General features: G+C 47.0%; 17 protein-coding genes and 2 pseudogenes. 18 read left to right on the forward strand and 1 reads right to left on the reverse strand.

The annotated features are described in order from the left end of the window. The first annotated feature begins 40 nt into the window (after positions 1–40). The 10 genes and pseudogenes from ACO1D1_RS23755 (at position 41) to ACO1D1_RS23800 (ending at position 14,279) form a co-directional block, all read left to right on the forward strand. Positions 41–2,155: a (Fe-S)-binding protein gene (locus ACO1D1_RS23755; RefSeq protein ID WP_423337373.1), complete on the forward strand. Its 2,115-nt coding sequence runs from the start codon at positions 41–43 to the stop codon at positions 2,153–2,155. A 251-nt stretch (positions 2,156–2,406) separates the two neighbouring features. Beyond that, positions 2,407–3,594 (forward strand): acetyl-CoA C-acetyltransferase, encoded by a 1,188-nt coding sequence (locus ACO1D1_RS23760; protein WP_423337374.1) that lies wholly within the window; start codon positions 2,407–2,409, stop codon positions 3,592–3,594. Positions 3,595–3,782: 188 nt separating this feature from the next. Next, entirely contained in the window at positions 3,783–4,634 is an 852-nt protein-coding gene (locus tag ACO1D1_RS23765) for a 3-hydroxybutyryl-CoA dehydrogenase (RefSeq protein WP_423337375.1), read from the forward strand. Positions 4,635–4,773: 139 nt separating this feature from the next. Then, positions 4,774–5,904 (forward strand): acyl-CoA dehydrogenase, encoded by a 1,131-nt coding sequence (locus tag ACO1D1_RS23770; RefSeq protein WP_423337376.1) that lies wholly within the window; start codon positions 4,774–4,776, stop codon positions 5,902–5,904. 176 nt (positions 5,905–6,080) lie between these two features. Next, positions 6,081–7,219, forward strand: a pseudogene (locus ACO1D1_RS23775) (acyl-CoA dehydrogenase). 68 nt (positions 7,220–7,287) lie between these two features. After that, entirely contained in the window at positions 7,288–7,941 is a 654-nt protein-coding gene (locus ACO1D1_RS23780) for a TetR/AcrR family transcriptional regulator (RefSeq protein WP_423337377.1), read from the forward strand. A gap of 123 nt (positions 7,942–8,064) precedes the next feature. Continuing rightward, positions 8,065–11,313, forward strand: a complete 3,249-nt coding sequence (gene icmF, locus ACO1D1_RS23785; RefSeq protein ID WP_423337378.1) for a fused isobutyryl-CoA mutase/GTPase IcmF — start codon at positions 8,065–8,067, stop codon at positions 11,311–11,313. A gap of 217 nt (positions 11,314–11,530) precedes the next feature. Next, positions 11,531–11,719 (forward strand): hypothetical protein, encoded by a 189-nt coding sequence (locus ACO1D1_RS23790; protein WP_149872400.1) that lies wholly within the window; start codon positions 11,531–11,533, stop codon positions 11,717–11,719. Between the two features lie 121 nt (positions 11,720–11,840). After that, positions 11,841–12,407: a DNA-directed RNA polymerase subunit delta gene (rpoE, locus tag ACO1D1_RS23795; RefSeq protein WP_423337379.1), complete on the forward strand. Its 567-nt coding sequence runs from the start codon at positions 11,841–11,843 to the stop codon at positions 12,405–12,407. A gap of 276 nt (positions 12,408–12,683) precedes the next feature. Further along, positions 12,684–14,279 (forward strand): CTP synthase, encoded by a 1,596-nt coding sequence (locus ACO1D1_RS23800; protein WP_149872397.1) that lies wholly within the window; start codon positions 12,684–12,686, stop codon positions 14,277–14,279. A 254-nt stretch (positions 14,280–14,533) separates the two neighbouring features. Here ACO1D1_RS23800 and ACO1D1_RS23805 read toward each other — a convergent pair whose 3' ends face one another. After that, positions 14,534–15,067: a DUF2529 domain-containing protein gene (locus tag ACO1D1_RS23805; RefSeq protein WP_423337391.1), complete on the reverse strand. Its 534-nt coding sequence runs from the start codon at positions 15,065–15,067 to the stop codon at positions 14,534–14,536. A gap of 190 nt (positions 15,068–15,257) precedes the next feature. Here ACO1D1_RS23805 and ACO1D1_RS23810 point away from each other — a divergent pair, with 190 nt between their 5' ends. The 8 genes and pseudogenes from ACO1D1_RS23810 (at position 15,258) to ACO1D1_RS23845 (ending at position 23,180) form a co-directional block, all read left to right on the forward strand. Further along, positions 15,258–15,629: a response regulator gene (locus ACO1D1_RS23810; protein ID WP_149872395.1), complete on the forward strand. Its 372-nt coding sequence runs from the start codon at positions 15,258–15,260 to the stop codon at positions 15,627–15,629. Positions 15,630–15,946: 317 nt separating this feature from the next. Beyond that, positions 15,947–16,804, forward strand: a complete 858-nt coding sequence (locus ACO1D1_RS23815; RefSeq protein ID WP_149872394.1) for a class II fructose-bisphosphate aldolase — start codon at positions 15,947–15,949, stop codon at positions 16,802–16,804. A 111-nt stretch (positions 16,805–16,915) separates the two neighbouring features. Then, the gene (fsa, locus tag ACO1D1_RS23820; RefSeq protein ID WP_423337380.1) at positions 16,916–17,584 is read left to right on the forward strand and encodes a fructose-6-phosphate aldolase; all 669 of its coding nucleotides are present in this window, start codon (positions 16,916–16,918) and stop codon (positions 17,582–17,584) included. Positions 17,585–17,857: 273 nt separating this feature from the next. After that, a pseudogene (locus ACO1D1_RS23825) lies at positions 17,858–19,145 on the forward strand (UDP-N-acetylglucosamine 1-carboxyvinyltransferase). A 123-nt stretch (positions 19,146–19,268) separates the two neighbouring features. After that, positions 19,269–20,231, forward strand: coding sequence for a class II fructose-bisphosphatase (gene glpX / locus ACO1D1_RS23830; RefSeq protein ID WP_149872391.1), 963 nt, complete (start codon positions 19,269–19,271; stop codon positions 20,229–20,231). Positions 20,232–20,620: 389 nt separating this feature from the next. Beyond that, a complete protein-coding gene (gene rho, locus ACO1D1_RS23835) occupies positions 20,621–21,886 on the forward strand; it encodes a transcription termination factor Rho (protein WP_149872390.1) in 1,266 nt (421 codons plus the stop codon). 305 nt (positions 21,887–22,191) lie between these two features. Next, positions 22,192–22,404: a 50S ribosomal protein L31 gene (gene rpmE / locus ACO1D1_RS23840; RefSeq protein WP_149872389.1), complete on the forward strand. Its 213-nt coding sequence runs from the start codon at positions 22,192–22,194 to the stop codon at positions 22,402–22,404. A 179-nt stretch (positions 22,405–22,583) separates the two neighbouring features. Beyond that, positions 22,584–23,180 (forward strand): thymidine kinase, encoded by a 597-nt coding sequence (locus tag ACO1D1_RS23845; protein ID WP_423337381.1) that lies wholly within the window; start codon positions 22,584–22,586, stop codon positions 23,178–23,180. Positions 23,181–23,458: the final 278 nt, after the last annotated feature.

Genomic DNA, 23,458 nt, shown 5'->3' on the forward strand with positions numbered 1-23,458 from the left:
TCTACGACTTCCAAAAAGAAGTGGAAAGGGGCGTTTTTACATGAATGGTCTATTATGGGTGAACCTCATTGCGTTTTTAGTTGTAACCGCTTACGCTGTCAGTCTGTTCGTTTATGTCGTTAAAACGCGGATTGAATTTATTAAGCTTGGCAAAAAAGCCGAGTTTGACAACAATGTCAAAGAGCGGATGCAAAAAATTTGGGTGATGGTATTTGGGCAAAAGAAGCTGATGAAGGATAAAAAGAGCGGCGCCATCCACGTCATGTTTTTTTATGGCTTCCTGCTCGTTCAGTTTGGCGCTATTGATTTTATCATCAAAGGGATTAAACCGGGGGCACACCTGCCGCTTGGCCCGCTCTATCCTGCGTTTACTTTTTTCCAAGAGCTTGTTACCTTAATGATTTTAGTAGCGGTGGTCTGGGCCTTCTATCGCCGTTACATCGAAAAGCTTGTCCGCTTAAAGCGCGGCTTTAAATCAGGCCTCGTGCTCATCTTTATCGGCGGCTTAATGCTTTCCGTTCTTGTCGGAAATGGAATGGGCATCATTTGGCATGGGGAGGACCCGACATGGTCTGAGCCGGTCGCTTCGGTCATTTCACTGATCTTTTCGGGAATAAATGAAACCGCCTCCATTGTCGTGTTCTACGTCGCTTGGTGGTTCCACTTACTATTCCTCTTGTCGTTCTTAGTCTATGTACCGCAAGGAAAGCATGCGCACTTAATTGCCGGTCCGGCCAACGTCTACTTAAATCGTTTGGGGAATCCCGGCAAGCTGACGAAAATTGATTTTGAAGATGAGTCACAAGAATCCTTTGGGGTTGGAAAAATTGAAGACTTTACCCAGCTGCAAATGGTCGATTTTTACGCCTGTGTGGAATGCGGCCGCTGTACCAACATGTGTCCGGCTTCCGGAACAGGAAAAATGCTGTCACCGATGGATCTAATCGTAAAAATGCGTGATCACCTCACGAATTATGGCGCTTCGGTTACCTCGAAGCAGCCCTGGGTGCCGACATTTGCGTTTGCCAATACAAAAGGAAATCAAATTGCCCTCGCAGCGGCGGGGCAGGGTGCGCAGGAATCTGCCGCAGCGTCTGCTTACAGTCCAAGCCTGATTGGCGATGTCATTACCGAAGAGGAAATTTGGGCGTGTACGACATGCCGCAACTGTGAAGACCAATGTCCGGTAATGAATGAGCACGTCGAGAAAATCATCGACCTGCGCCGTTACCTTGTGTTAACAGAAGGAAAAATGAATCCGGATGCGCAGCGGGCGATGACCAATATCGAACGCCAAGGCAATCCGTGGGGCTTAAACCGCAAGGAGCGCGAGAACTGGCGTGAGCTTCGTGAGGACGTTCATGTGCCAACCGTGAAGGAAATGAATAAAGCAGGCGAAGAGTTTGAATACCTGTTCTGGGTCGGCGCGATGGGTTCTTACGACAACCGCAGCCAGAAGATTGCCCTTTCGTTTGCAAAATTACTGAACGAAGCCGGTATGAAATTTGCGATTCTTGGCAACAAGGAAAAGAACTCCGGAGATACGGCCCGCCGTCTCGGAAACGAATTCTTGTTCCAGGAGTTAGCGGTGAAAAATATTGAGGAATTCGAAAAAGCCGGCGTGAAGAAAATCATTACGACCGATCCGCATGCCTACAATATTTTTAAAAATGAATACCCGGATTTCGGCTTGGAGGAGGTGGAAGTATTCCACCATACAGAAATTCTTTATGAGTTGGTTCGTGATGGCAAGCTTGTTCCAAAGCATGCGGTCAACGAAACGATCACCTTCCACGATTCTTGTTACTTAGGCCGTTACAATGACGTGTACGATCCGCCGCGGGAGATTTTAAAGGCGATTCCAGGTGTGAAGCTAGTGGAAATGGAGCGAAACCGCGATAAGGCAATGTGCTGCGGGGCCGGCGGCGGCTTAATGTGGATGGAAGAAGATACGGGTTCGCGGATCAATGTCGCTCGCACAGAGCAGGCACTTGAAACGAACTCCGGAATCATCAGCTCAGCCTGCCCATACTGCTTAACCATGCTCTCCGACGGAACAAAGGCGAAGGAAGTTGAAGAAAAAGTATCAACGTACGATGTCGCTGAATTGCTTGAAAAAGCCGTGTGCGGTGTTCCAGAGGCTGCAGCTTCTTAAACTGTAAACAAAAATGAAAATAGCAGGAGTTAGAAATTTTTAAAAATTCGTGTAAAACATTTCAACTTCTGCTATTTTTTATGTAAAATAGAATGGGGGATAAAACGCTTACATTTTTCTTTTCATTATATCGGGCGTTGGCGATGGAGCTGACGTTACATTTTTTAGTAAATATTGAGCGAGCGTTCAGTCAACGCAAAAATTTTTTAAACAGACATGACTGAATATTAGGAAAAGGGAGAGTGTTTCGAATGGGGAAAACGGTTATTTTAAGCGGTGTTCGAACACCATTTGGAAAATTAGGAGGGGGATTGAGCAGCTTTACAGCATCACAGCTTGGGGGAATGGCTGTGAAAGAGGCATTAGTGCGGGCCGGGGTGAAGCCGGAAGAGGTGGGTGAAGTCATCCTTGGAACGGTTTTACAAGGAGGGCAGGGACAAATCCCGTCGCGTCAGGCAGCCCGCCACGCCGGCCTTCCATGGGAAGTCAAAACAGAAACGATTAATAAAGTGTGTGCGTCAGGCATGCGCAGTGTCACAATGGCCGACCAAATCATCCGCGCCGGCGATGAAGAAGTCATCGTCGCAGGCGGCATGGAATCGATGAGCAATGCTCCCTATCTTTTGCCAAAAGCAAGATGGGGCATCAGAATGGGCGATTCGCCCGTAAAGGATTTAATGATCCATGACGGCTTAAGCTGCAGCTTTACCGGTGTTCATATGGGGACATACGGCAACTCGACGGCTGAAGAAATGGAGATTTCCCGCGAGGCACAGGATGAATGGGCATACCGCAGCCATGCCAGGGCCATTGCAGCCACCGAGAACGGTAAATTGGCCGAAGAAATTGTTCCAGTCGAAGTGCCGCAGCGAAAAGGCGCCCCTGTTCTGGTCACAGCGGATGAGGGGCCGCGGAAAGATACGTCTTTGGAACGGCTGGCTAAACTAGCGCCTGTCTTCAATTCAACAGGAACGATTACCGCAGGGAATGCCCCTGGTGTGAATGACGGTGCGGCTGCCCTCGTGCTGATGAGCGAGGAGCGTGCTGTCCGAGAAGGCCGTGAGGTAGGGGCCGTAATCCTCGGCCATGCAGCGATTGCTGTAGAAGCAAAGGACTTCCCGCAAACACCTGGACTCGTAATTAATGAGCTTTTACGAAAAACGGGCCGGGACTTGGACGAAATTGATTTGTTTGAAATTAATGAAGCCTTTGCCGCAGTGGCATTGGTGAGCGGAAAAATTGCCGGCCTTGACCCGGAAAAGGTCAATGTGAATGGCGGTGCGGTCGCATTAGGCCACCCAATTGGCGCAAGCGGCGCCCGGATAATCATCACCTTAATGAACGAATTGAAGCGGCGCGGCGGCGGAATCGGTATTGCCGCAATTTGCTCAGGCGGCGGCCAGGGTGATGCCGTAATGATCGAAGTGCCGAAAGCGTAGGGTAAAGGTTGTCAGCCGAAGCTTGGCTTACTGTCGGATAAAGAATTGTTACTGTCGAATGGGGGAGCGTAACTATCGGATAGCGGATTATTACTGTCGCATGGGTCAGTGTAACTGTCGGATAAGTAGCTTTTACTGTCGTATAGACCTTTTTAAGGAAAAAGCAAGGAAAAATTGGAGGGGAAAACATGCAGGTTGCAACGGTTATGGTCATCGGTGCAGGGCAGATGGGCTCAGGGATTGCCCAAGTTTGTGCACAAGCAGGTTATAAAGTTTTATTAAACGATTTAAAGCCGGAATTCGTCGAGCGCGGCTTAGGAGTCATCAACAAAAATCTTTCACGCAGCGTGGAAAAAGGCCGGATGACGGAGGAGCAAAAGCAGGAAGTGCTCGCAAGGCTGACTGCATCGACCGACTTGAACGATGCGGGTGGTATGGACCTTGTCATCGAAGCAGCTGTTGAAAATATGGCTATCAAGACGAAAATTTTTGCCCAGCTGGATGAAATTGCGCCAGAGCATGCGATTTTGGCGAGTAACACCTCATCATTGCCGATCACTGAAATTGCCGCAGCCACGAGGCGTCCGGAAAAGGTGATCGGCATGCACTTTATGAATCCGGTGCCGGTAATGAAGCTTGTGGAAATAATCCGCGGCCTGGCTACAGCCGATGAAGTATATCAAGTGATTGAAGATATGACAAAAACCTTGAGCAAGGTGCCGGTCGAGGTCAATGACTTTCCTGGATTCGTTTCCAACCGGGTGCTGATGCCGATGATTAATGAGGCGATTTTTACCCTGTACGAGGGCGTCGCCACGAAGGAAGCGATTGATGAGGTAATGAAGCTCGGCATGAACCACCCGATGGGGCCGTTAACTTTGGCTGATTTTATCGGCCTGGATACATGCTTGTACATCATGGAAACACTTCACGAAGGCTTTGGCGATGACAAATACCGACCATGTCCACTGCTGCGAAAGTACGTCAAAGCAGGCTGGCTCGGCAAGAAAACAGGGCGCGGCTTTTACACGTACGAATAACTCTAATCTAAAAAGGCGGTGCGAGCAGAGCAAAGCTTCACTAGAAACGTAGCGTGAAATATAGACTTTCCGCACATATGGATAAACAGTGCAGCTTATGCGCCGCTCCGCCCCATTTCCACGCAAAGGGGAAATCAACGTGAATCTTACATTTACGGAAGAACAAGAAATGATGCGGAAAATGGTGCGTGATTTTGCAGTTAACGAAATTGCCCCATTTGTTGAAAATATGGAAAAAGGTGAATTTCCGCGTGAAATCCTCCGCAAAATGGGTGAATTGGGTCTGATGGGGATTCCTGTGCCGGAAAAATACGGCGGGGCCGAAATGGACTTCACCTCCTACATCCTTGCGATTCATGAAATCTCGAAGGTGAGTGCCGCACTCGGTGTGATTCTTTCTGTCCATACATCTGTGGGCACAAACCCAATTGTTTACTTTGGGAACGAAGAGCAAAAGCAAAAATATGTTCCGAAGCTTGCTTCAGGGGAGTATTTGGGTGCTTTCTGCCTAACCGAGCCAAGCTCCGGTTCTGATGCCGCGAGCTTAAAGACGCGGGCGGTCAAGAAGGACGGTCATTATGTACTCAATGGCTCCAAAATGTTTATTACCAATGGCGGCGAGGCCGATATTTATATTGTTTTTGCCACGACTGACCCAAGCCTGGGCACAAAGGGGATTGCCGCATTTATTGTTGAAAAAAATACCCCCGGTTTGATCATCGGCAAGGATGAGAAGAAAATGGGCTTGCACGGCTCTAGAACGGTCCAACTGACGTTTGAAGATATGCAGGTACCGGTCGAGAACCTTCTTGGCAGTGAAAGTGAAGGCTTTAAAATTGCGATGGCCAACCTTGAAGTCGGCCGCATCGGGATTGCGACACAGGCACTCGGAATTGCCGAGGCCGCACTGTCGGCTGTAACTGCCTATGCGAAGGAGCGCCAGCAATTTGGCAAACCAATTGCGGCCCAGCAAGGGATTGGCTTTAAGCTCGCTGATATGGCAACGAGTGTGGAAGCGGCGAAACTATTAGTCTATCGTGCAGCTCATTTCCGCAGTCAAGGGATCAAATGCGGCTTGGAAGCCTCGATGGCAAAGCTGTTCGCGACTCGGACGGCGGTTGAGGTCACAACGGAAGCGATACAAGTATTTGGCGGCTACGGCTATACCGAGGATTACCCTGTCGAACGGTACTTCCGCGATGCCAAAGTAACCGAAATTTACGAAGGTACGAGCGAAATTCAGCGGATCGTGATTAGTAAGTACCTTTAAAAAGGAAAGACGCACTAGTTTTCCAGAAATATGTGGTAATGCTTCAAAAATACGTCGTAAAGCTCCTTGCAAACGTCGTAAGTGATGAAAATGAGGTCGTAAAGGTCAAAAAAGAGGTCATAAAAGTCAAATAAACCGTCATAGTCGGACTGGACTAATAGAGGAGGACGAGAAAAATGCAATTTAAATTATCCGAAGAGCATGAAATGATTCGCAAAATGGTGCGCGATTTTGCGCGAAATGAAGTGGCACCGACGGCAGCCGAGCGCGATGAGGAAGAACGCTTCGATAGAGAAATTTTTGACAAAATGGCGGAGCTTGGCTTGACGGGGATTCCGTGGCCGGAGGAGTATGGCGGCATCGGCAGTGATTATCTTGCTTATTGCATTGCCGTAGAGGAGCTGTCCCGTGTGGACGCGTCAACGGGTGTCATGCTTTCGGCACATACCTCGCTTGCCGGCTGGCCAATCTACAAATTTGGCAGTGAAGAGCAAAAGCAAAAATATCTGCGTCCGATGGCAGAAGGAACGAAAATTGGCGCCTATGGCTTAACAGAGCCTGGCAGCGGCTCGGATGCAGGCGGGATGAAAACGACAGCACGCTTGGAAGGCGACCATTACGTCTTAAACGGTTCGAAAATTTTTATCACCAACGGCGGCGTGGCCGAAATTTACGTTGTCTTTGCCGTAACAGATCCAACCAGCAAGCACAAAGGGACGACGGCCTTTATCATCGAGAACGACTTCCCGGGCTTCTCTGTTGGAAAAAAGAAAAGAAACTCGGCATCCGCTCATCGCCAACGACGGAAATTATTTTTGAAGACTGCAAGGTTCCTGTTGCCAACCGGCTTGGTGAAGAAGGCGACGGCTTTAAAGTGGCGATGATGACCCTTGACGGCGGTCGCAACGGGATAGCCGCGCAGGCGGTTGGAATTGCTCAAGGTGCACTTGATGCGGCAGTTGACTATGCGAAGGAACGCCACCAGTTTGGCAAGCCAATCGCGGCCAACCAAGGGATCAGCTTCAAGCTTGCGGATATGGCAACAAATATTGAGGCTTCCAGATTATTAACCTATCAGGCGGCATGGCTCGAGTCAAACGGCTTACCATACGGAAAAGAATCGGCGATGTCGAAATTATTTGCCGGCGACACCGCGATGAAGGTGACAACCGAGGCCGTTCAAGTATTTGGCGGCTATGGCTATACGAAGGACTATCCAGTAGAGCGATTCATGCGCGATGCAAAAATCACCCAAATTTACGAAGGAACGCAGGAAATTCAGCGTCTCGTAATTTCAAGGATGTTAACAAAATAAACAGCAGGTATGACAAGCAGAAAGGCGGCAATTTGGGATCGCCTAATTTGAATAAAGGCGGTTAAGGGATGAATAAGCGGGAAGTACAGGCTTCGGTCAAGGATGAGCGCCTTGTGCAAAAAAGGCGTGATCAAATGATCAAAGGGGCCGTAGCACTTTTTAAACAAAAGGGGTTTCATCGGACGACGACAAGGGAAATTGCCAAAGCAGCCGGGTTTAGCATCGGAACGCTGTATGAGTACATTCGCACAAAGGAGGACGTCCTCTATCTTGTCTGTGACAGCATTTATGACCATGTCAGTGAGCGTCTGCAGCAAGATCTGGCTTTGAAAAAGGGGACACTGGACAGCCTGAGGCTCGGAATCGCCAACTTTTTTCAGGTAATGGATGAGATGCAGGCGGAGGTGCTCGTGATGTACCAGGAGGTAAAGTCACTGTCAAAGGACGCACTTCCCTATGTGTTGAAAAAAGAAATGGAAATGGTCGGTATGTTTGAGAACCTCTTGTCGAGATGCGTCGAAAATGGGGAGCTGCACCTGACAGAGAAACAAGTGGCCATCATTGCCCATAACATTTTTGTCCAAGGGCAAATGTGGGGATTCCGCCGCTGGGCCTTACGGAAGTTATTTACGCTGGAAGAATATATTGAATTACAGACAGACCTGTTATTATCGGGGATCAGCCGTGAGATAACGGCACCTGGGAAAGTTCCGAAGCAATAATTAGATAGACGGGGATTGCCACGAAGTACGGCGGCTGCAAAATTTCCGGAAAACTAGCAATGGCAGCGAACGGTGAATAGAGTTCATTTTCCAAAAAGGAGAATGACAAAAAGGGGGAGCACGATGGAGAAATATCAGCCAAAGCATCATATCCGTTTTGTGACGGCGTCGAGTTTGTTTGATGGCCATGATGCTTCAATTAATATTATGCGCCGGATTCTTCAGGCGAGCGGGGCGGAGGTTATTCACCTCGGGCATAATCGTTCGGTGGAAGAGGTGGTGAACGCGGCGATTCAAGAGGATGTGCAGGGGATTGCGATTTCTTCGTATCAAGGCGGGCACGTGGAGTATTTTAAATATATGTATGACCTATTGAAGGAAAAAGGCGCGCCTTATGTTCGGATTTACGGCGGCGGCGGCGGGGTGATTATTCCCCGCGAAATCGATGAGCTGCACCAATACGGGATCGCCAGAATCTTCTCGCCGGATGATGGCCGGACGCTGGGCCTTCAGGGCATGATTGAGCAAATGATCCGGGAATGTGACTTTTCCACGGTGACAACAGATGTAACCGAGCAGATGGAAAAATTGCCGTCTGGCGATGTGAACAGCATTGCCAAGCTGATTACGTTAGCAGAGCTTCATGTCGATAAACGGAATGAGGCGGCGGCAACAGCGGAGCAGGTGCTCGAACAAGTGAAGTCGTTGGAGAAGGGAATTCCAGTCGTTGGAATCACGGGTACGGGCGGTGCCGGAAAAAGCTCGCTCACGGATGAATTGATCCGCCGGTTTATCAATGAATTCCCTGAGAAACGGGTCGCGATTCTTTCGGTTGACCCGACAAAGCAAAAAACGGGCGGGGCATTGCTTGGCGACCGGATTCGCATGAATGCGATTTTCTCGCCGAATGTGTATATGCGCAGTCTCGCGACCCGGAAGTCGAAAAACGAATTGTCGCTTGCGATTAAAGATGCGGTAGCGGTGACGAAGGCGGCGGGATTTGATTTAGTGATCGTCGAGACGAGCGGCATCGGCCAGGGGGATGCGGAAATCACGGAGATCTGTGATGTGTCGATGTACGTGATGACGAGTGAATTCGGGGCGCCTTCGCAGCTTGAGAAGATTGATATGCTTGATTTTGCTGACCTCATTGTCATCAATAAATTTGAGCGCAAGGGGTCGGAGGATGCAAAGCGCCAGGTGCAAAAACAGTACCAGCGCAATCATATGCTGTTTGAGCAGGCCATTGAAGAGATGCCGGTGTACGGCACGATTGCCAGCCAGTTCCATGACCCGGGCACGAATGCTTTGTTTGCGGCACTGGTGGAAAAAGTAAATCGTGCCATGGGGACGGATTGGGTGACGTCCTTTAGCAAACATGCCGTTGTGGAGAAGCAGAATGTGATCATTCCGACGGACCGCCGGTATTATTTACGGGAAATCTCAGAAACGGTGCGCAGTTATCATAAGAAGGCGGAAGAACAGGCCAATATTGCCCGGAAATTATTCCAGCTCGAAGGGGCAAAGGAGGCGGTGAAGGACCAGCCGGAAGTCGTGGCCGCTTTAGAAGCAGTGAAGCAGGAAACAGAGGCGAGGCTGACAGCGGAATCGCGGAAAATTCTCTCGACGTGGGAGCAAACGAAGGCTGCCTATGCCGGTGACCAATTTGTCACACGGATTCGTGATAAAGAGATTATCACCGTGTTAAAATCGAAAAGCTTATCAGGTCTCGATATTCCGAAGGTGGCTTTGCCGCGTTATAAGGATTACGGGGAAATCATTCGCTGGGTGTATCAGGAAAATGTGCCGGGTTCGTTCCCATATACCGCTGGAGTGTTCCCGTTCAAACGCGAAGGAGAGGATCCGAAACGGCAGTTTGCCGGCGAGGGCACACCGGAGCGGACGAACCGCCGCTTCCATTATTTATCGAAGGATGATGATGCGAAGCGCTTAAGTACAGCATTTGATTCGGTGACGCTATATGGCGAGGATCCCGATTATCGTCCGGATATTTACGGGAAGGTCGGCGAGAGTGGGGTCAGCATTTGTACGCTTGATGACATGAAAAAGCTGTATGACGGCTTTGACCTCTGCCATCCGTCCACATCGGTTTCGATGACGATCAACGGACCAGCGCCGATTATTTTGGCGATGTTTATGAATACCGCGATTGACCAGCAGGTGCAGAAGAAAGAAGCCGAGCTTGGCCGTGTGTTGACCGTCGAGGAGTTTGCGGAGATTCGCAGCTTTACACTAAGGACAGTGCGCGGCACGGTGCAGGCTGATATTTTAAAAGAAGACCAAGGCCAGAATACGTGTATTTTTTCAACGGAATTCGCGTTACGGATGATGGGCGATATTCAGCAGTATTTTATTGACCATCAGGTGCGCAACTACTATTCGGTATCGATTTCCGGCTATCATATTGCCGAAGCGGGTGCAAATCCGATTTCGCAGCTGGCGTTCACGCTGTCAAACGGCTTTACCTATGTCGAGTATTACTTGAGCCGGGGGATGAAGATTGATGATTTCGCGCCGAACCTGTCATTCTTTTTCTCGAATGGCTTGGATCCGGAGTATACGGTAATTGGCCGGGTGGCGCGCCGGATTTGGGCAACAGTGATGCGTGATAAATATGGTGCCAACGAACGCAGTCAGAAATTGAAATATCATGTGCAGACTTCGGGGCGTTCGCTGCATGCCCAGGAAATTGACTTCAATGATATCCGCACGACCCTGCAGGCGTTGATGGCCTTGCATGATAATTGTAATTCACTGCACACGAATGCCTATGACGAGGCGATCACGACGCCGACCGAGGAATCGGTGCGCCGGGCGATGGCGATTCAGATGATTATCACGAAGGAGCACGGGTTGACGAAAAATGAAAATCCGCTCCAGGGTTCGTTTATCGTCGAGGAATTAACCGAATTGGTAGAAGAGGCCGTGTTACAGGAGTTTGAACGTTTGAATGACCGCGGCGGGGTGCTTGGCTCGATGGAGACACAGTACCAGCGCGGCAAGATTCAGGATGAGTCGATGCATTATGAAATGTTAAAGCATACGGGTGAGCTGCCGATTATTGGGGTCAATACGTATTTGAATCCGAATCCGCCTTCAGTGGAAGACGTGAATAATATGGAAATCGCCCGGGCAACAAAGGAGGAAAAGGAGCTGCAGATTCAACATTTGCACGCCTTCTGGGAAGCACACGCCGGGGAGTCGGCGGCGGCACTAAAGCGCTTGAAAGAAGCGGCGACGAGCGGCGGCAATATTTTTGCCGAGCTGATGGAAACCGTCAAAGTCGCAAGCCTCGGCCAAATCACCCGAGCCCTCTACGAAGTCGGCGGTCAGTATCGCCGGAATATGTAACGAAATGCGGAAGCGCCCTGGTTAGCGGCGTATGGCCTGGAGCTGTACCAATCTCGAAGTCGAAACTCAAGAACTTGTAAAAAGAGGGAAATGGTGCCTGACACCATTTTCCTCTTTTAGTAAAAAAATATTTTAAGGAGATATTAAAAAAAACATTTATCTTATATAATCTAACTATCGTTCAAACTTCTATGAGATTTCGGGCAGGTGGGTACTGATGAAGGTTAGTCACATAATTATTGTTTTAATCATTTTTGCCTGGCCATTAAACTATCTCTATCAACGTCAATTGGGTGCTGTTTCGTTTCTGTTGTTGGCTATCTTCTTCTTGGTTATTGCCATTAAGGAGATGAAAAAACAGAAGGCACAGCAGGAAAAGGAATCGCCAAAGGAAAAAATCAAGTGATTGTCCAACTAGAACTAGCATAAACAATAAGAATTTGTTTATAATGAAGAATATGTATTTTGGGAGAAATGCCCTTAACTACTCAATTTCGAGTGTTAAATAGAGAAAGGAAGTGCCAATAGTGAGTTTAGCACAATACTCAAAAGAGGAATTGCAAGAATTATCCCTCATCGAAATGGCTTATGAATTTTTAAAAAATAGCAAACAGCCAATCTCATTTAATGATTTATTAAAAGAGATTCAAACGGCTGCTGGGATTTCCGAACAGGAAATCAGATCTCGCCTGGCACAATTTTATACGGACATCAACATTGATGGGCGCTTTCGCTCATTAGGAGAAAACCGTTGGGGACTGCGCGTTTGGTATCCTGTCGATACGGCGGAAGAAGAAGTGGTAACAGCCGTTAAACCGAAGAAGAAAAAGGCGAAGAAGGTTGTCGACGAAGAGGAATTCGATGAAATTGAAGAGGAAGATTACGACGAGCTTGACGATTTCGAAGATGAGGACGATCTTTTAGATGATGAAGATGACCTTGACCTTGATGAAGTCGATGAGTTTGACGATGACGACGATGAAGAAGTTCTAGAAGACGATGAAGAATTCGAGCTGGATGAAGAGCTTGAAGACGAGGAACTGGAAGAAGAAGAGGAAGAATTTGAGGAAGAGGAAGAAGACGAGGACTTGTAATCCTTTTCATTGTTTCCATTTGATCTCGAAGGGGAAAACTGCTTGACTTTTACCTCAACCCCTTGTAATATCTTTTTTGGGCTCCTTAAAAAAGGACGAATGACTATTAATTTCTATGCGCTCCCTTGCAAACGCGAGATGGAGCGCTTTTTATTTTTAAAAAACTCCTTGATGACGGAGTTTTTTCGTTTTTGGAGCAATAGGGAAAATAATTTTTGCAAAAAGTCCTTAAATCACCTGAATAATGTACAAACTGTAATTGAAGGGGGAATATTTATGACAAAGTATATTTTTGTAACAGGTGGGGTTGTATCCTCACTCGGAAAAGGTATTACCGCGTCCTCGCTTGGACGCCTCTTGAAAAATCGGGGCTTGAATGTAACGATTCAGAAATTTGACCCGTACATCAACGTTGACCCGGGAACGATGAGCCCTTATCAGCATGGGGAAGTATTCGTAACCGATGATGGTGCGGAAACCGATTTAGATTTAGGGCACTATGAGCGCTTTATCGATATTAACTTAAACAAGTATTCGAACGTTACGACCGGAAAAATTTACTCATCGGTCCTTAGAAAAGAGCGCCGCGGTGATTACTTAGGGGCAACCGTGCAGGTGATTCCGCACATTACCAATGAAATCAAAGACCGCGTCTTCCGCGCCGGCAAGGAAACCAATGCCGATGTCGTGATCACGGAAATCGGCGGAACCGTTGGCGATATTGAGTCGCTGCCATTCTTGGAAGCCATTCGCCAAATCAAAAGTGATGCCGGCCGTGACAATGTGATGTACATCCACTGTACCTTGATCCCGTATATTAAAGCAGCGGGTGAGATGAAAACAAAGCCGACGCAGCACAGTGTAAAAGAACTGCGCAGCCTTGGCATTCAGCCAAATATCATCGTCGTCCGGACAGAAATGCCGGTATCGCAAGACATGAAGGACAAGCTGGCATTGTTCTGCGATATCGATGCGAAAGCGGTCATTGAATGTCAGGATGCGGATACGCTTTATTCCATTCCGCTTGCGCTTCAAGAGCAAAATATGGATCAAATTGTCTGCGACCATTTGAAATTAGATACAGAAAAAGCGGAGATGACAGAGTGGAAGGCGTTAGTGGACCGCGTTCTTAACCTTTCGAACAAGACGCGCATCGGTCTTGTCGGGAAATATGTAGAGCTGCAGGACGCCTATATTTCCGTTGTCGAAGCGATGAAGCATGCCGGTTATGCGTTTGATACGGATGTGGAAATTAAATGGATTAATTCTGATGAAGTGACCCGTGAAAATGTAGCGGAGCTTCTTGGTGATGTCGATGGAATCCTTGTACCAGGCGGCTTCGGTGATCGCGGAATTGAAGGGAAAATCGAGGCGACCCGCTATGCCCGCGAGCAGAAAAAGCCATTCCTTGGCATTTGTTTAGGAATGCAGCTGGCAACGATTGAATTTGCTCGCAACGTGCTTGGTTTAGCGGATGCCCATTCTGCTGAATTTGTTCCAGAGACGAAGCACCCGATTATTGACTTGCTTCCGGAGCAAAAGGATGTGGAGGATTTAGGCGGCACATTGCGCTTAGGTTTATACCCATGCCGTTTGGTGGAAGGCACGAAAGCATTTAGAGCTTACGAAGAAAAAGTGATTTACGAACGCCACCGCCACCGTTATGAGTTTAATAACCATTATCGTCAGCAGATGGAAGCGGCTGGATTTATTTTCTCAGGAACGAGCCCGGATGGCCGTCTTGTTGAAATCATCGAGCTTGCGGATCATCCTTGGTTCGTAGCGTCCCAGTTCCATCCGGAATTTGTCTCAAGACCAACGCGCCCTCAAGCCCTGTTCAGAGACTTCATTCAGGCATCGATTCAAAATTAATAGAGTGTGACTAAGGCCAGTTCTCCGTTTGTGGGGGGCTGGTCTTTTTTGCGCGAATGGTTTTGGAGGAAAATATAAGCGGAAAGTAAATTAGGTAAAGTGGACAGTAAAGTGCCGAAAGTGGAAAGTAAACGAGGAAAACTGGACAGTAAAATACCGAAAGCGGAAAGTAAATCTGCAAAATCGGAAAGTAATCAGGAATAGTTAATAAAAAGAAGTCCAAAAAATAAAAAACGACCCATTTCCGGGCCGTTTTACTCTTCATATTCCGCGAGCATCTCATCCATCGTGAATTTTAACCCAAAATAAACAAATAATGCGGCCATCGAGGAAGGATACCCATAGCGGTTGCCGAAATCATCGGGAAGTAAGGCTTTTTTTAACCGCAAATCAATATGGACGTCCGCAAGCTGTGTCAAGTCATTTTCACTAGCCTCCTCCATTACCGTCGAAACAGCAACAAAGGGAATCCCGGTTTCCCGGAGCTGCCCGGCAACAGCTACAGCCTCCTCATCGCGGGAAGTGCGCGTGAACATTAACACCCGATCCGCATCGTTAAGGACGCTCACATCTTCAGCCGTCAGCCGCTTTGCCCCCGTAAACGGCTCCGCGCCTTCTAGTGCCTCATATTCAACAGCCTTCATTTCCTTCGTGCCCCATATATAAACCGAACCATCGCCGACAGGGGCCTGGGCAAGCAGGCGGGCGCCGTCCTCCAGCGAAAATTCCTCTTTTTCATCTATTCTTTTCAAAACGCCGGTTAATTGAGTCGTAAACATTTTTAACATCATAACCCTCCTTATACGCATTCCTATTATAAACCTTTTCCCAACCATTCAAAAATAAAAATCAATTTCCACAAAATAACAGGTTTGTGTGAAGAAAACAGGCAGGAAATTTGCCGCTCTTAGTAGAATTAATAGAAATGATATGGAATGGGATAATTAATGGAATAATATCAAGGAAGAGGTGGAGTAAATGAAAGAGAAAATTTTAATTGTGGATGATCAATTTGGTATTCGTATTTTGCTAAATGAGGTGTTCCAAAAAGAGGGCTATCAAACCTTTCAAGCTGCGAATGGAGTTCAGGCGCTGGAGATTGTCACAAAGCATGATCCCGATCTTGTCCTGCTTGACATGAAAATACCGGGGATGGATGGAATTGAAATTTTAAAACGAATGAAAGTCATCGACCCGGATATTCGTGTGATTATCATGACTGCCTACGGTGAATTGGACATGATTCAAGAAGCCAAAGACCTTGGTGCAATTACCCATTTTGCCAAGCCATTCGATATTGATGATATCCGAGCGGCTGTCCGCAAACATATTCCGCAAAAGGCGAATTAAATAGAGCGTGCAATCAGCCTGGTTTTAGGTGTGATTTCCCCTGGAATTACCAGCCTGACCGCATCATTTTTTTTAAAAAAACAGCCATTATTCAGCTGAATTTCAATCGGTGCAAATGGGTGCGCTTTCATTATGACAGTTTAAAAAACTGTGTTGGATTATTGGTAATTCCTCCTTTGTTTTGTTATGATACATATGAACTTTTCACAGGCTGATGATCATTTCGGGTGCATACATAATCGTCAAATCAGAGGGAAAACCTGATAGGGGAGACCCTGTTTCGAAATGGGATCAACCTAATATAAGGAGGAAGAGAAATGCCTTTAGTATCGATGAAAGACATGCTTAATAAAGCGAAAGCAGAAGGCTACGCTGTTGGGCAATTTAACATTAATAACTTAGAATTTACGCAAGCGATTCTTCAAGCTGCACAGGAAGAAAATTCACCAGTTATTCTTGGTGTTTCTGAAGGCGCAGGCCGTTATATCGGCGGTTTCAAAACCGTTGTAAAAATGGTAGAAGGTCTATTAGAAGATTATAAAATTACCGTTCCGGTTGCGATTCACCTTGACCACGGTTCAAGCTTTGACAAATGTAAAGAAGCGATTGATGCCGGCTTTACATCTGTTATGATTGATGCTTCCCACCACCCATTTGAAGAGAACATCGAAATTACTTCAAAAGTGGTTGAGTATGCGCACTCAAAAGGTGTGTCTGTTGAAGCAGAATTAGGAACAGTTGGCGGTCAAGAGGACGATGTTGTCGCTGAAGGCGTCATCTATGCAGATCCAAAGGAATGTGAAGAGCTTGTGAAACGCACAGGCATCGACTGTCTTGCTCCTGCATTAGGCTCTGTTCACGGCCCTTACAAAGGCGAACCAAATCTTGGTTTTGCTGAAATGGAAGAAATCGGCAAGATTACTGGCATGCCGCTCGTTCTTCATGGCGGAACAGGAATTCCATTAAAAGACATCCAGAGATCTGTATCTCTTGGTACAGCTAAGATTAACGTAAACACAGAAAACCAAATCGCTTCTGCGAAGGTTGTCCGTGAAGTGTTAGCGGCTAAACCAAATGAATACGATCCACGTAAATATTTAGGACCAGCTCGCGACGCGATCAAAGAAACGGTTATCGGCAAAATGCGCGAATTCGGTTCTTCCAACAAAGCGTAATCAAAAGACGCTTGGTATTTTTTATAAATTGAACCGTCCTTAACTCGAGGGCGGTTTCAATCTGTAAGTAGAAAACTGAAAATTTAGTCGAAAGTTGGAGGGGAAAATAAAATGAAATTTTTCATTGATACTGCAAACCTGGCTGATATTCAAAAAGCTTATAAAATTGGCGTTTTATCCGGTGTTACAACCAATCCTTCGCTAGTTGCCAAGGAAGGTGTGAAATTCGAAGACCGAATCGAGGAAATTCTTCAGGCAGTACCTGAAGTAGAATCTGTCTCTGCAGAAGTATCACCATATGCCGAAACAGCGGAACAAATGATTGCAGAAGCGGAAGAACTGCTTAAAATTAATGGCGGGGATGAAAAAATCACGATCAAAGTTCCAATGAACATAGCGGGCTTAGAGACGACTCGTTACCTTTCCCAAAAAGGTGTAAAAGTCAATGTAACACTGATCTTTACCGTGAACCAAGCGCTATTAGCAGCACGTGCAGGTGCAGCCTATGTTTCACCATTCTTAGGCCGTTTAGATGATATCTCTGAAGATGGCGTCCTATTAGTATCGAAAATCGCAGAATTATTCCGCATTCATAACTTAGATGCCCAAATCATTGCCGCATCCGTCAGACATCCAGACCATGTAACGCGTGTAGCGATGGCAGGTGCCCACATTGCAACAATTCCTTACAAAGTGATTGAACAGCTAACCAAGCACCCATTAACTGACAAAGGTATGGAAGGCTTCCTTAAAGATTGGAATAACCATACAAACGCTTAAAAGCCCACGTTTTTCCATTTTCGTGTAAATTTTTTTAATTTGCATACATGAAAATCAAATTTTCGTGTAAACTAAAGGATAGACAAACTGTCGGAATTTGACTTTTAGTGTTGGAAAAATATACCTAAAGCCGTTTTTGGGACAAGGGGTCTGTTTACTATCCGTGTAAGCTTGGTCGACACTGTCTTTTGACTGTCGCATCAAGCTTGCACTAAAATAAAGGACCGTTCCATCACCAGTCATGATATACATAGGCTTAGAAGGGAGTCGAAAATGGAAAAACTTAAAATTGCGGGCGGGTATCCGTTAAAGGGAACTGTTCGCATCAGTGGAGCAAAAAATAGTGCCGTTGCCTTAATTCCTGCAACCATTTTAGCAGAATCACCAGTGACAATCGAAGGACTGCCGCATATTTCAGACGTGGATATCTTGAAAGACCTGCTGGAAGAGATTGGCGGGAGCGTCGAGATTTCTGAAGATGAAATGACTGTCGACCCTTCGAAGATGATTTCCATGCCGCTGCCAAACGGTAAAGTGAAAAAGCTGCGTGCCTCCTATTACTTAATGGGCGCCATGCTTGGCCGCTTTAAAAAGGCAGTCATCGGCCTGCCGGGCGGCTGCCATCTGGGACCACGACCGATCGATCAGCATATTAAAGGTTTTGAAGCACTTGGGGCGCAAATTACAAATGAGCAAGGTGCGATCTATTTGCGTGCGGATGAACTTCGCGGTGCCCGTATCTACCTTGACGTTGTCAGCGTCGGTGCAACCATTAATATTATGCTGGCGGCGGTACGGGCAAAAGGGCGGACGATCATTGAAAACGCCGCTAAAGAGCCGGAAATCATTGACGTTGCCACACTATTAACAAACATGGGCGCGAAAATTAAAGGCGCAGGAACAGATGTGATTCGGATTGACGGTGTGGAAACGCTTCACGGCTGCCGCCATACCATTATCCCTGACCGGATTGAAGCAGGAACCTATTTGATTTTAGGAGCCGCTGTTGGTGAAGGGGTCTTAATTGATAATGTGATTCCGCAGCACTTAGAATCGCTGATTGCGAAACTCCGAGAGATGGGCGTTTCCATTGAATCGGGCGATGACCAGGTGTTTGTCAGCGGTTCGGCCAATTTGAAAGCGGTTGATATTAAAACACTCGTTTATCCGGGATTTCCAACCGACCTGCAGCAGCCATTTACGACTCTCTTAACAAAAGCCACCGGTTCAAGTGTTGTCACCGATACGATTTATGGTGCTCGCTTTAAACATATTGATGAACTAAGAAGAATGAATGCAACGATTAAAGTGGAAGGGCGTTCCGCCATTATTAATGGCCCTATACAGCTGCAAGGTGCCAAGGTAAAGGCAAGCGACCTTCGGGCAGGAGCAGCGCTTGTGATCGCCGGGCTGATGGCCGAAGGGATTACGGAAGTCACCGGTCTTGAGCATATCGACCGCGGCTACAGCAATCTTGTTGAAAAATTAAACGGCCTCGGTGCAACGGCTTGGCGGGAAGCGCTGACAAAGGGAAGAAGTAGAACAATTAAAGAACACATAAAGATAGGTGCTCTTAATTGCTGGCGATGAACCGCTGCGTTCGTGCCGACTTGGATTTTTTAACAGATAGAAAGCTGGCAGTTCTGCTTAGATCAACAAACGAGGAAAATGGGAGATGGAAACGATGGAAAGAAGTTTATCGATGGAACTTGTCCGTGTCACGGAAGGGGCTGCCCTTGCTTCAGCCCGCTGGATGGGCCGCGGGAAAAAGGATGAGGCAGATGGAGCGGCTACGTCAGCCATGCGAGATGTGTTTGACACGGTCCCGATGAAAGGAACCGTTGTGATCGGTGAAGGGGAAATGGACGAGGCACCAATGCTTTATATTGGAGAGAAGCTTGGAACAGGCTACGGCCCACGTGTCGATGTGGCCGTTGACCCGCTTGAAGGGACCAATATTTTAGCATCGGGCGGCTGGAATGCCTTAGCAGTTCTTGCGGTTGCTGACCATGGGAACCTCTTGCATGCACCGGATATGTATATGGAGAAAATCGCTGTCGGTCCGGAAGCGGTTGGCTGTGTCGATATTAATGCTTCTGTTTTGGACAATCTTAAAGCAGTGGCAAAAGCGAAAAACAAAGACATCGGGGATGTTGTGGCAACCGTCTTGAATCGTCCGCGCCATGAACATATCATTGCCCAGCTTCGTGAAGCAGGAGCTCGGATTAAACTCATCAATGACGGTGATGTGGCCGGCGCCATCAATACTGCTTTTGATAACACCGGTGTGGATATTCTTTTTGGATCAGGCGGTGCGCCGGAGGGTGTTCTTTCGGCAGTTGCCCTCAAATGTCTCGGCGGAGAAATTATGGGGAAATTATTGCCGCAAAGTGACGCTGAACTTGAGCGCTGTATCAAAATGGGCTTAGATGTGAATCGTGTATTAAGGATGGAAGACCTTGTTAAAGGCGACGACGCCATTTTTGCAGCAACCGGCGTCACCGACGGAGAACTTCTGCGCGGTGTGCAATTCAAAGGCTCATACGGCTCAACCCATTCCGTCGTCATGCGCGCAAAATCAGGCACCGTCCGCTTCATCGAAGGCCGCCACAGCCTAAAGAAAAAACCAAACTTAGTAATTAAATAACAAGAAAAGCAGAAGCACCAAAAAATATGGTGCCTGACACCAATAACTGCACATAGATAGTGCAATGGGTGACAGGCACCAATAATAATATGTGGACAGTGTAAAGGGTGACAGTATCAAAGCTCCGGTTACTTCTAGAGGAATTTGTGAATGAATCTCCTGCCAGAAAATATTTCCAACGAATGATTTATCTAAATGTAGTTGATTATTTTTTTGTACAGAGGGTAAAATAGTATTTGATTTTAGTATGCAAAATTTCTGCAATTCTATTCATTTCTTTCTACTTCCAATTCAATTCCTCTAATCTCTTAATTTTTATATTACTCACAATCTCCCGCTGCTTTAAAAATTAGCGGTTTGATGGAAAAATTTTAAAGTGTGGTGTACAAATGGACTTAACAATTTCAAGTTTAGAAAATATGAAGCTAAAGGAACTTTATGAGCTTGCCCGCGAATATAAAGTTACTTATTACAGCAAATTAACAAAAAAAGAATTAATCTTTGCCATTTTAAAATCTCGTGCTGAACAGCAAGGGTATTTCTTCATGGAAGGTGTCCTGGAGATCATCCAGTCGGAAGGTTTCGGCTTCTTAAGACCGATTAACTACTCGCCAAGTTCAGAGGATATTTACATTTCGGCATCGCAAATCCGCCGTTTTGACCTTCGTAATGGGGACAAGGTTTCCGGTAAGGTTCGCCCTCCAAAGGAAAATGAACGCTATTACGGACTGCTTCACGTGGAAGCGGTAAACGGTGAAGATCCTGAATCAGCGAAGGAACGCGTCTATTTCCCGGCGTTAACTCCGCTGTATCCGAACAGACAAATGAAGCTGGAGACAACACCAAAACATCTTTCCACAAGAATTATGGATGTTGTCGCGCCGGTCGGGTTTGGCCAAAGGGGTCTGATCGTTGCACCGCCTAAAGCTGGTAAAACGATGCTGTTAAAAGAAATTGCCAACAGCGTTACGACGAATCACCCTGATGTGGAGCTTATCGTGCTCCTTATCGATGAACGTCCAGAAGAGGTGACCGACATCGAGCGCTCTGTTGCCGGTGATGTCGTAAGCTCAACGTTTGATGAGGTGCCTGAAAACCATATTAAAGTGGCAGAGCTTGTGCTTGACCGGGCGATGCGCCTCGTCGAACACAAACGCGACGTTGTCATTTTGATGGATAGCATTACTCGTCTTGCGCGTGCCTATAACCTTGTGATTCCGCCAAGCGGCCGGACGCTTTCCGGGGGGATTGACCCGGCGGCATTCCACCGTCCGAAGCGTTTCTTCGGTGCGGCCCGGAATATTGAAGAGGGCGGCAGCTTGACGATTCTTGCGACGGCACTTGTCGATACCGGTTCACGGATGGACGATGTCATTTATGAGGAATTTAAAGGAACAGGCAACATGGAGCTGCATCTTGACCGTCAGCTTGCTGAGCGCCGGATTTTCCCTGCGCTTGATATTCGCCGTTCCGGTACACGTAAGGAAGAATTGCTCATTCCGAAGGATCATTTGGATAAATTATGGGCAATTCGCAAATCGATGTCAGACTCACCAGATTTTGCCGAGCGTTTCTTGAAAAAACTTCGTCAAACGAAGTCCAATGAGGAATTTTTCGCCCAGCTGGGAGAAGAGTTGAAATCGAGACGTTCGTAGAAAGAAAAGCGAAGGACACTAGCCGCTAGGGCGCTGGAGCTGGACATTTCTCTAAGAAGAAATTACCATTCTTATATAAAAAATAAGGTTCCGGACAAGCCTTGTCAGCGGGGCTGAATGGAGTTCCTTTTTCAAAAAATGGTCTTAAAAAAACTGCAGGAAACCAACAAATCCCAACTTGCAAAAACAGATTCACCTTGTTATAATTGTTGCAGTGTGCTTTAAGTATTTTCAGTGCCTGTTTTAGACAAGCACTTTTAGTTAACTCTGTTTCGAATGATTCAGGGCGGAAGGAGATGAAAAGAATGAAAGCAGGAATTCATCCAAATTATAAAACAGTTACGGTGACATGTGCATGCGGTAACACGTTTGAAACTGGTTCTGTTAAGAAAGAGATCCGTGTTGAAACTTGTTCTGAATGTCATCCATTCTATACTGGTCGTCAAAAATTTGCTGAAGCTGGCGGACGTGTTGACCGTTTCAACAAAAAATACGGCCTTAAGCAACAACAACAGTAATTGCTTAGGAACAGGCAAGAGGAACTTTGACTTGCCTGTTTTTTATTGTAAAAAATGTACTGTTGACATAGATTTTTTTGATAAATACTTACAAAATGAGGCTGCAGGTGCTCGTGCAGTTTGAATCTTACTATAAATGAGATTGTTCAAGGGTTCGTTAGAGGAAGGAGACGCCGTTTATGTATGTAATGAAGCAAAGCGGATGGGTTGAGGTTATCTGTGGCAGTATGTTTTCTGGGAAGTCGGAGGAATTGATTCGCCGCGTCAGACGAGCTCAATTTGCAAAACAAAAAATAGCTGTGTTTAAACCGAAAATTGATAATCGCTATCACGAACAATCTGTCGTTTCTCATAATGGCTCTTCTTTTCATGCGACACCAATTTCCCATTCGATGGAGATTTTGCATCATGTTGAGTCAGATATCGATATTATTGCGATTGATGAAATTCAGTTCTTCGATGAAGGGGTAGTCCGGGTGGTTCAACAGCTGGCAGACCGCGGACACCGCGTAGTTTGTGCCGGTCTGGATATGGATTTCCGCGGCGAGCCGTTCGGGCAAATGCCGGCGTTGATGGCGATCGCTGAATCGGTGACGAAGCTTCAGGCGGTTTGTACCGTGTGCGGCTCACCATCGAGCAGAACGCAGCGCCTGATCGACGGCCGTCCGGCATCCTATCACGATCCAGTTATCCTGGTTGGGGCATCCGAGGCCTACGAGCCGCGCTGCCGCCACCACCACGAAGTCCCAAAAACCGCACCCGTCACCGCTCGATAGGTGTAACAAAAAGCGCCCCTTCTAATAGAGGGCGCTTTTGCTTTACCTGCCCTTTGTGGTGCCTGACACCATAAACGATATAAACAAGGTTGCAAAGCAGTAATTGGTGCCTGACACCGTTAATAATGTAAACACTGTCTAAGAGTTGTTTCTCGTGGGCGGTTTTTTTAGAAAATATAATTTGGCGGGAATATTGAGTGTGTTGGCTGGCGGGATTAATGAAAGGTTGGCGGAATTCCCCAAAAAGCCGGAGGTCTTGGTAAGATTTCTCTCGGTAA

Source organism: Neobacillus sp. 19, from assembly GCF_049463095.1.
Taxonomy (GTDB): domain Bacteria; phylum Bacillota; class Bacilli; order Bacillales; family Cytobacillaceae; genus Neobacillus.

Excerpts from the sequence above, each read along its gene's own strand:
- fsa (WP_423337380.1), top strand. The coding sequence starts at position 16,916 with ATGAAATTTTTCATTGATACTGCAAACCTGGCTGATATTCAAAAAGCT.
- ACO1D1_RS23815 (WP_149872394.1), top strand. The coding sequence starts at position 15,947 with ATGCCTTTAGTATCGATGAAAGACATGCTTAATAAAGCGAAAGCAGAA.
- ACO1D1_RS23760 (WP_423337374.1), top strand. The coding sequence starts at position 2,407 with ATGGGGAAAACGGTTATTTTAAGCGGTGTTCGAACACCATTTGGAAAA.
- rho (WP_149872390.1), top strand. The coding sequence starts at position 20,621 with ATGGACTTAACAATTTCAAGTTTAGAAAATATGAAGCTAAAGGAACTT.
- ACO1D1_RS23755 (WP_423337373.1), top strand. The coding sequence starts at position 41 with ATGAATGGTCTATTATGGGTGAACCTCATTGCGTTTTTAGTTGTAACC.
- ACO1D1_RS23805 (WP_423337391.1), bottom strand. The coding sequence starts at position 15,067 with ATGTTAAAAATGTTTACGACTCAATTAACCGGCGTTTTGAAAAGAATA.
- ACO1D1_RS23780 (WP_423337377.1), top strand. The coding sequence starts at position 7,288 with ATGAATAAGCGGGAAGTACAGGCTTCGGTCAAGGATGAGCGCCTTGTG.
- rpmE (WP_149872389.1), top strand. The coding sequence starts at position 22,192 with ATGAAAGCAGGAATTCATCCAAATTATAAAACAGTTACGGTGACATGT.
- ACO1D1_RS23800 (WP_149872397.1), top strand. The coding sequence starts at position 12,684 with ATGACAAAGTATATTTTTGTAACAGGTGGGGTTGTATCCTCACTCGGA.
- ACO1D1_RS23810 (WP_149872395.1), top strand. The coding sequence starts at position 15,258 with ATGAAAGAGAAAATTTTAATTGTGGATGATCAATTTGGTATTCGTATT.
- ACO1D1_RS23845 (WP_423337381.1), top strand. The coding sequence starts at position 22,584 with ATGTATGTAATGAAGCAAAGCGGATGGGTTGAGGTTATCTGTGGCAGT.
- glpX (WP_149872391.1), top strand. The coding sequence starts at position 19,269 with ATGGAAAGAAGTTTATCGATGGAACTTGTCCGTGTCACGGAAGGGGCT.
- ACO1D1_RS23790 (WP_149872400.1), top strand. The coding sequence starts at position 11,531 with ATGAAGGTTAGTCACATAATTATTGTTTTAATCATTTTTGCCTGGCCA.
- ACO1D1_RS23765 (WP_423337375.1), top strand. The coding sequence starts at position 3,783 with ATGCAGGTTGCAACGGTTATGGTCATCGGTGCAGGGCAGATGGGCTCA.
- icmF (WP_423337378.1), top strand. The coding sequence starts at position 8,065 with ATGGAGAAATATCAGCCAAAGCATCATATCCGTTTTGTGACGGCGTCG.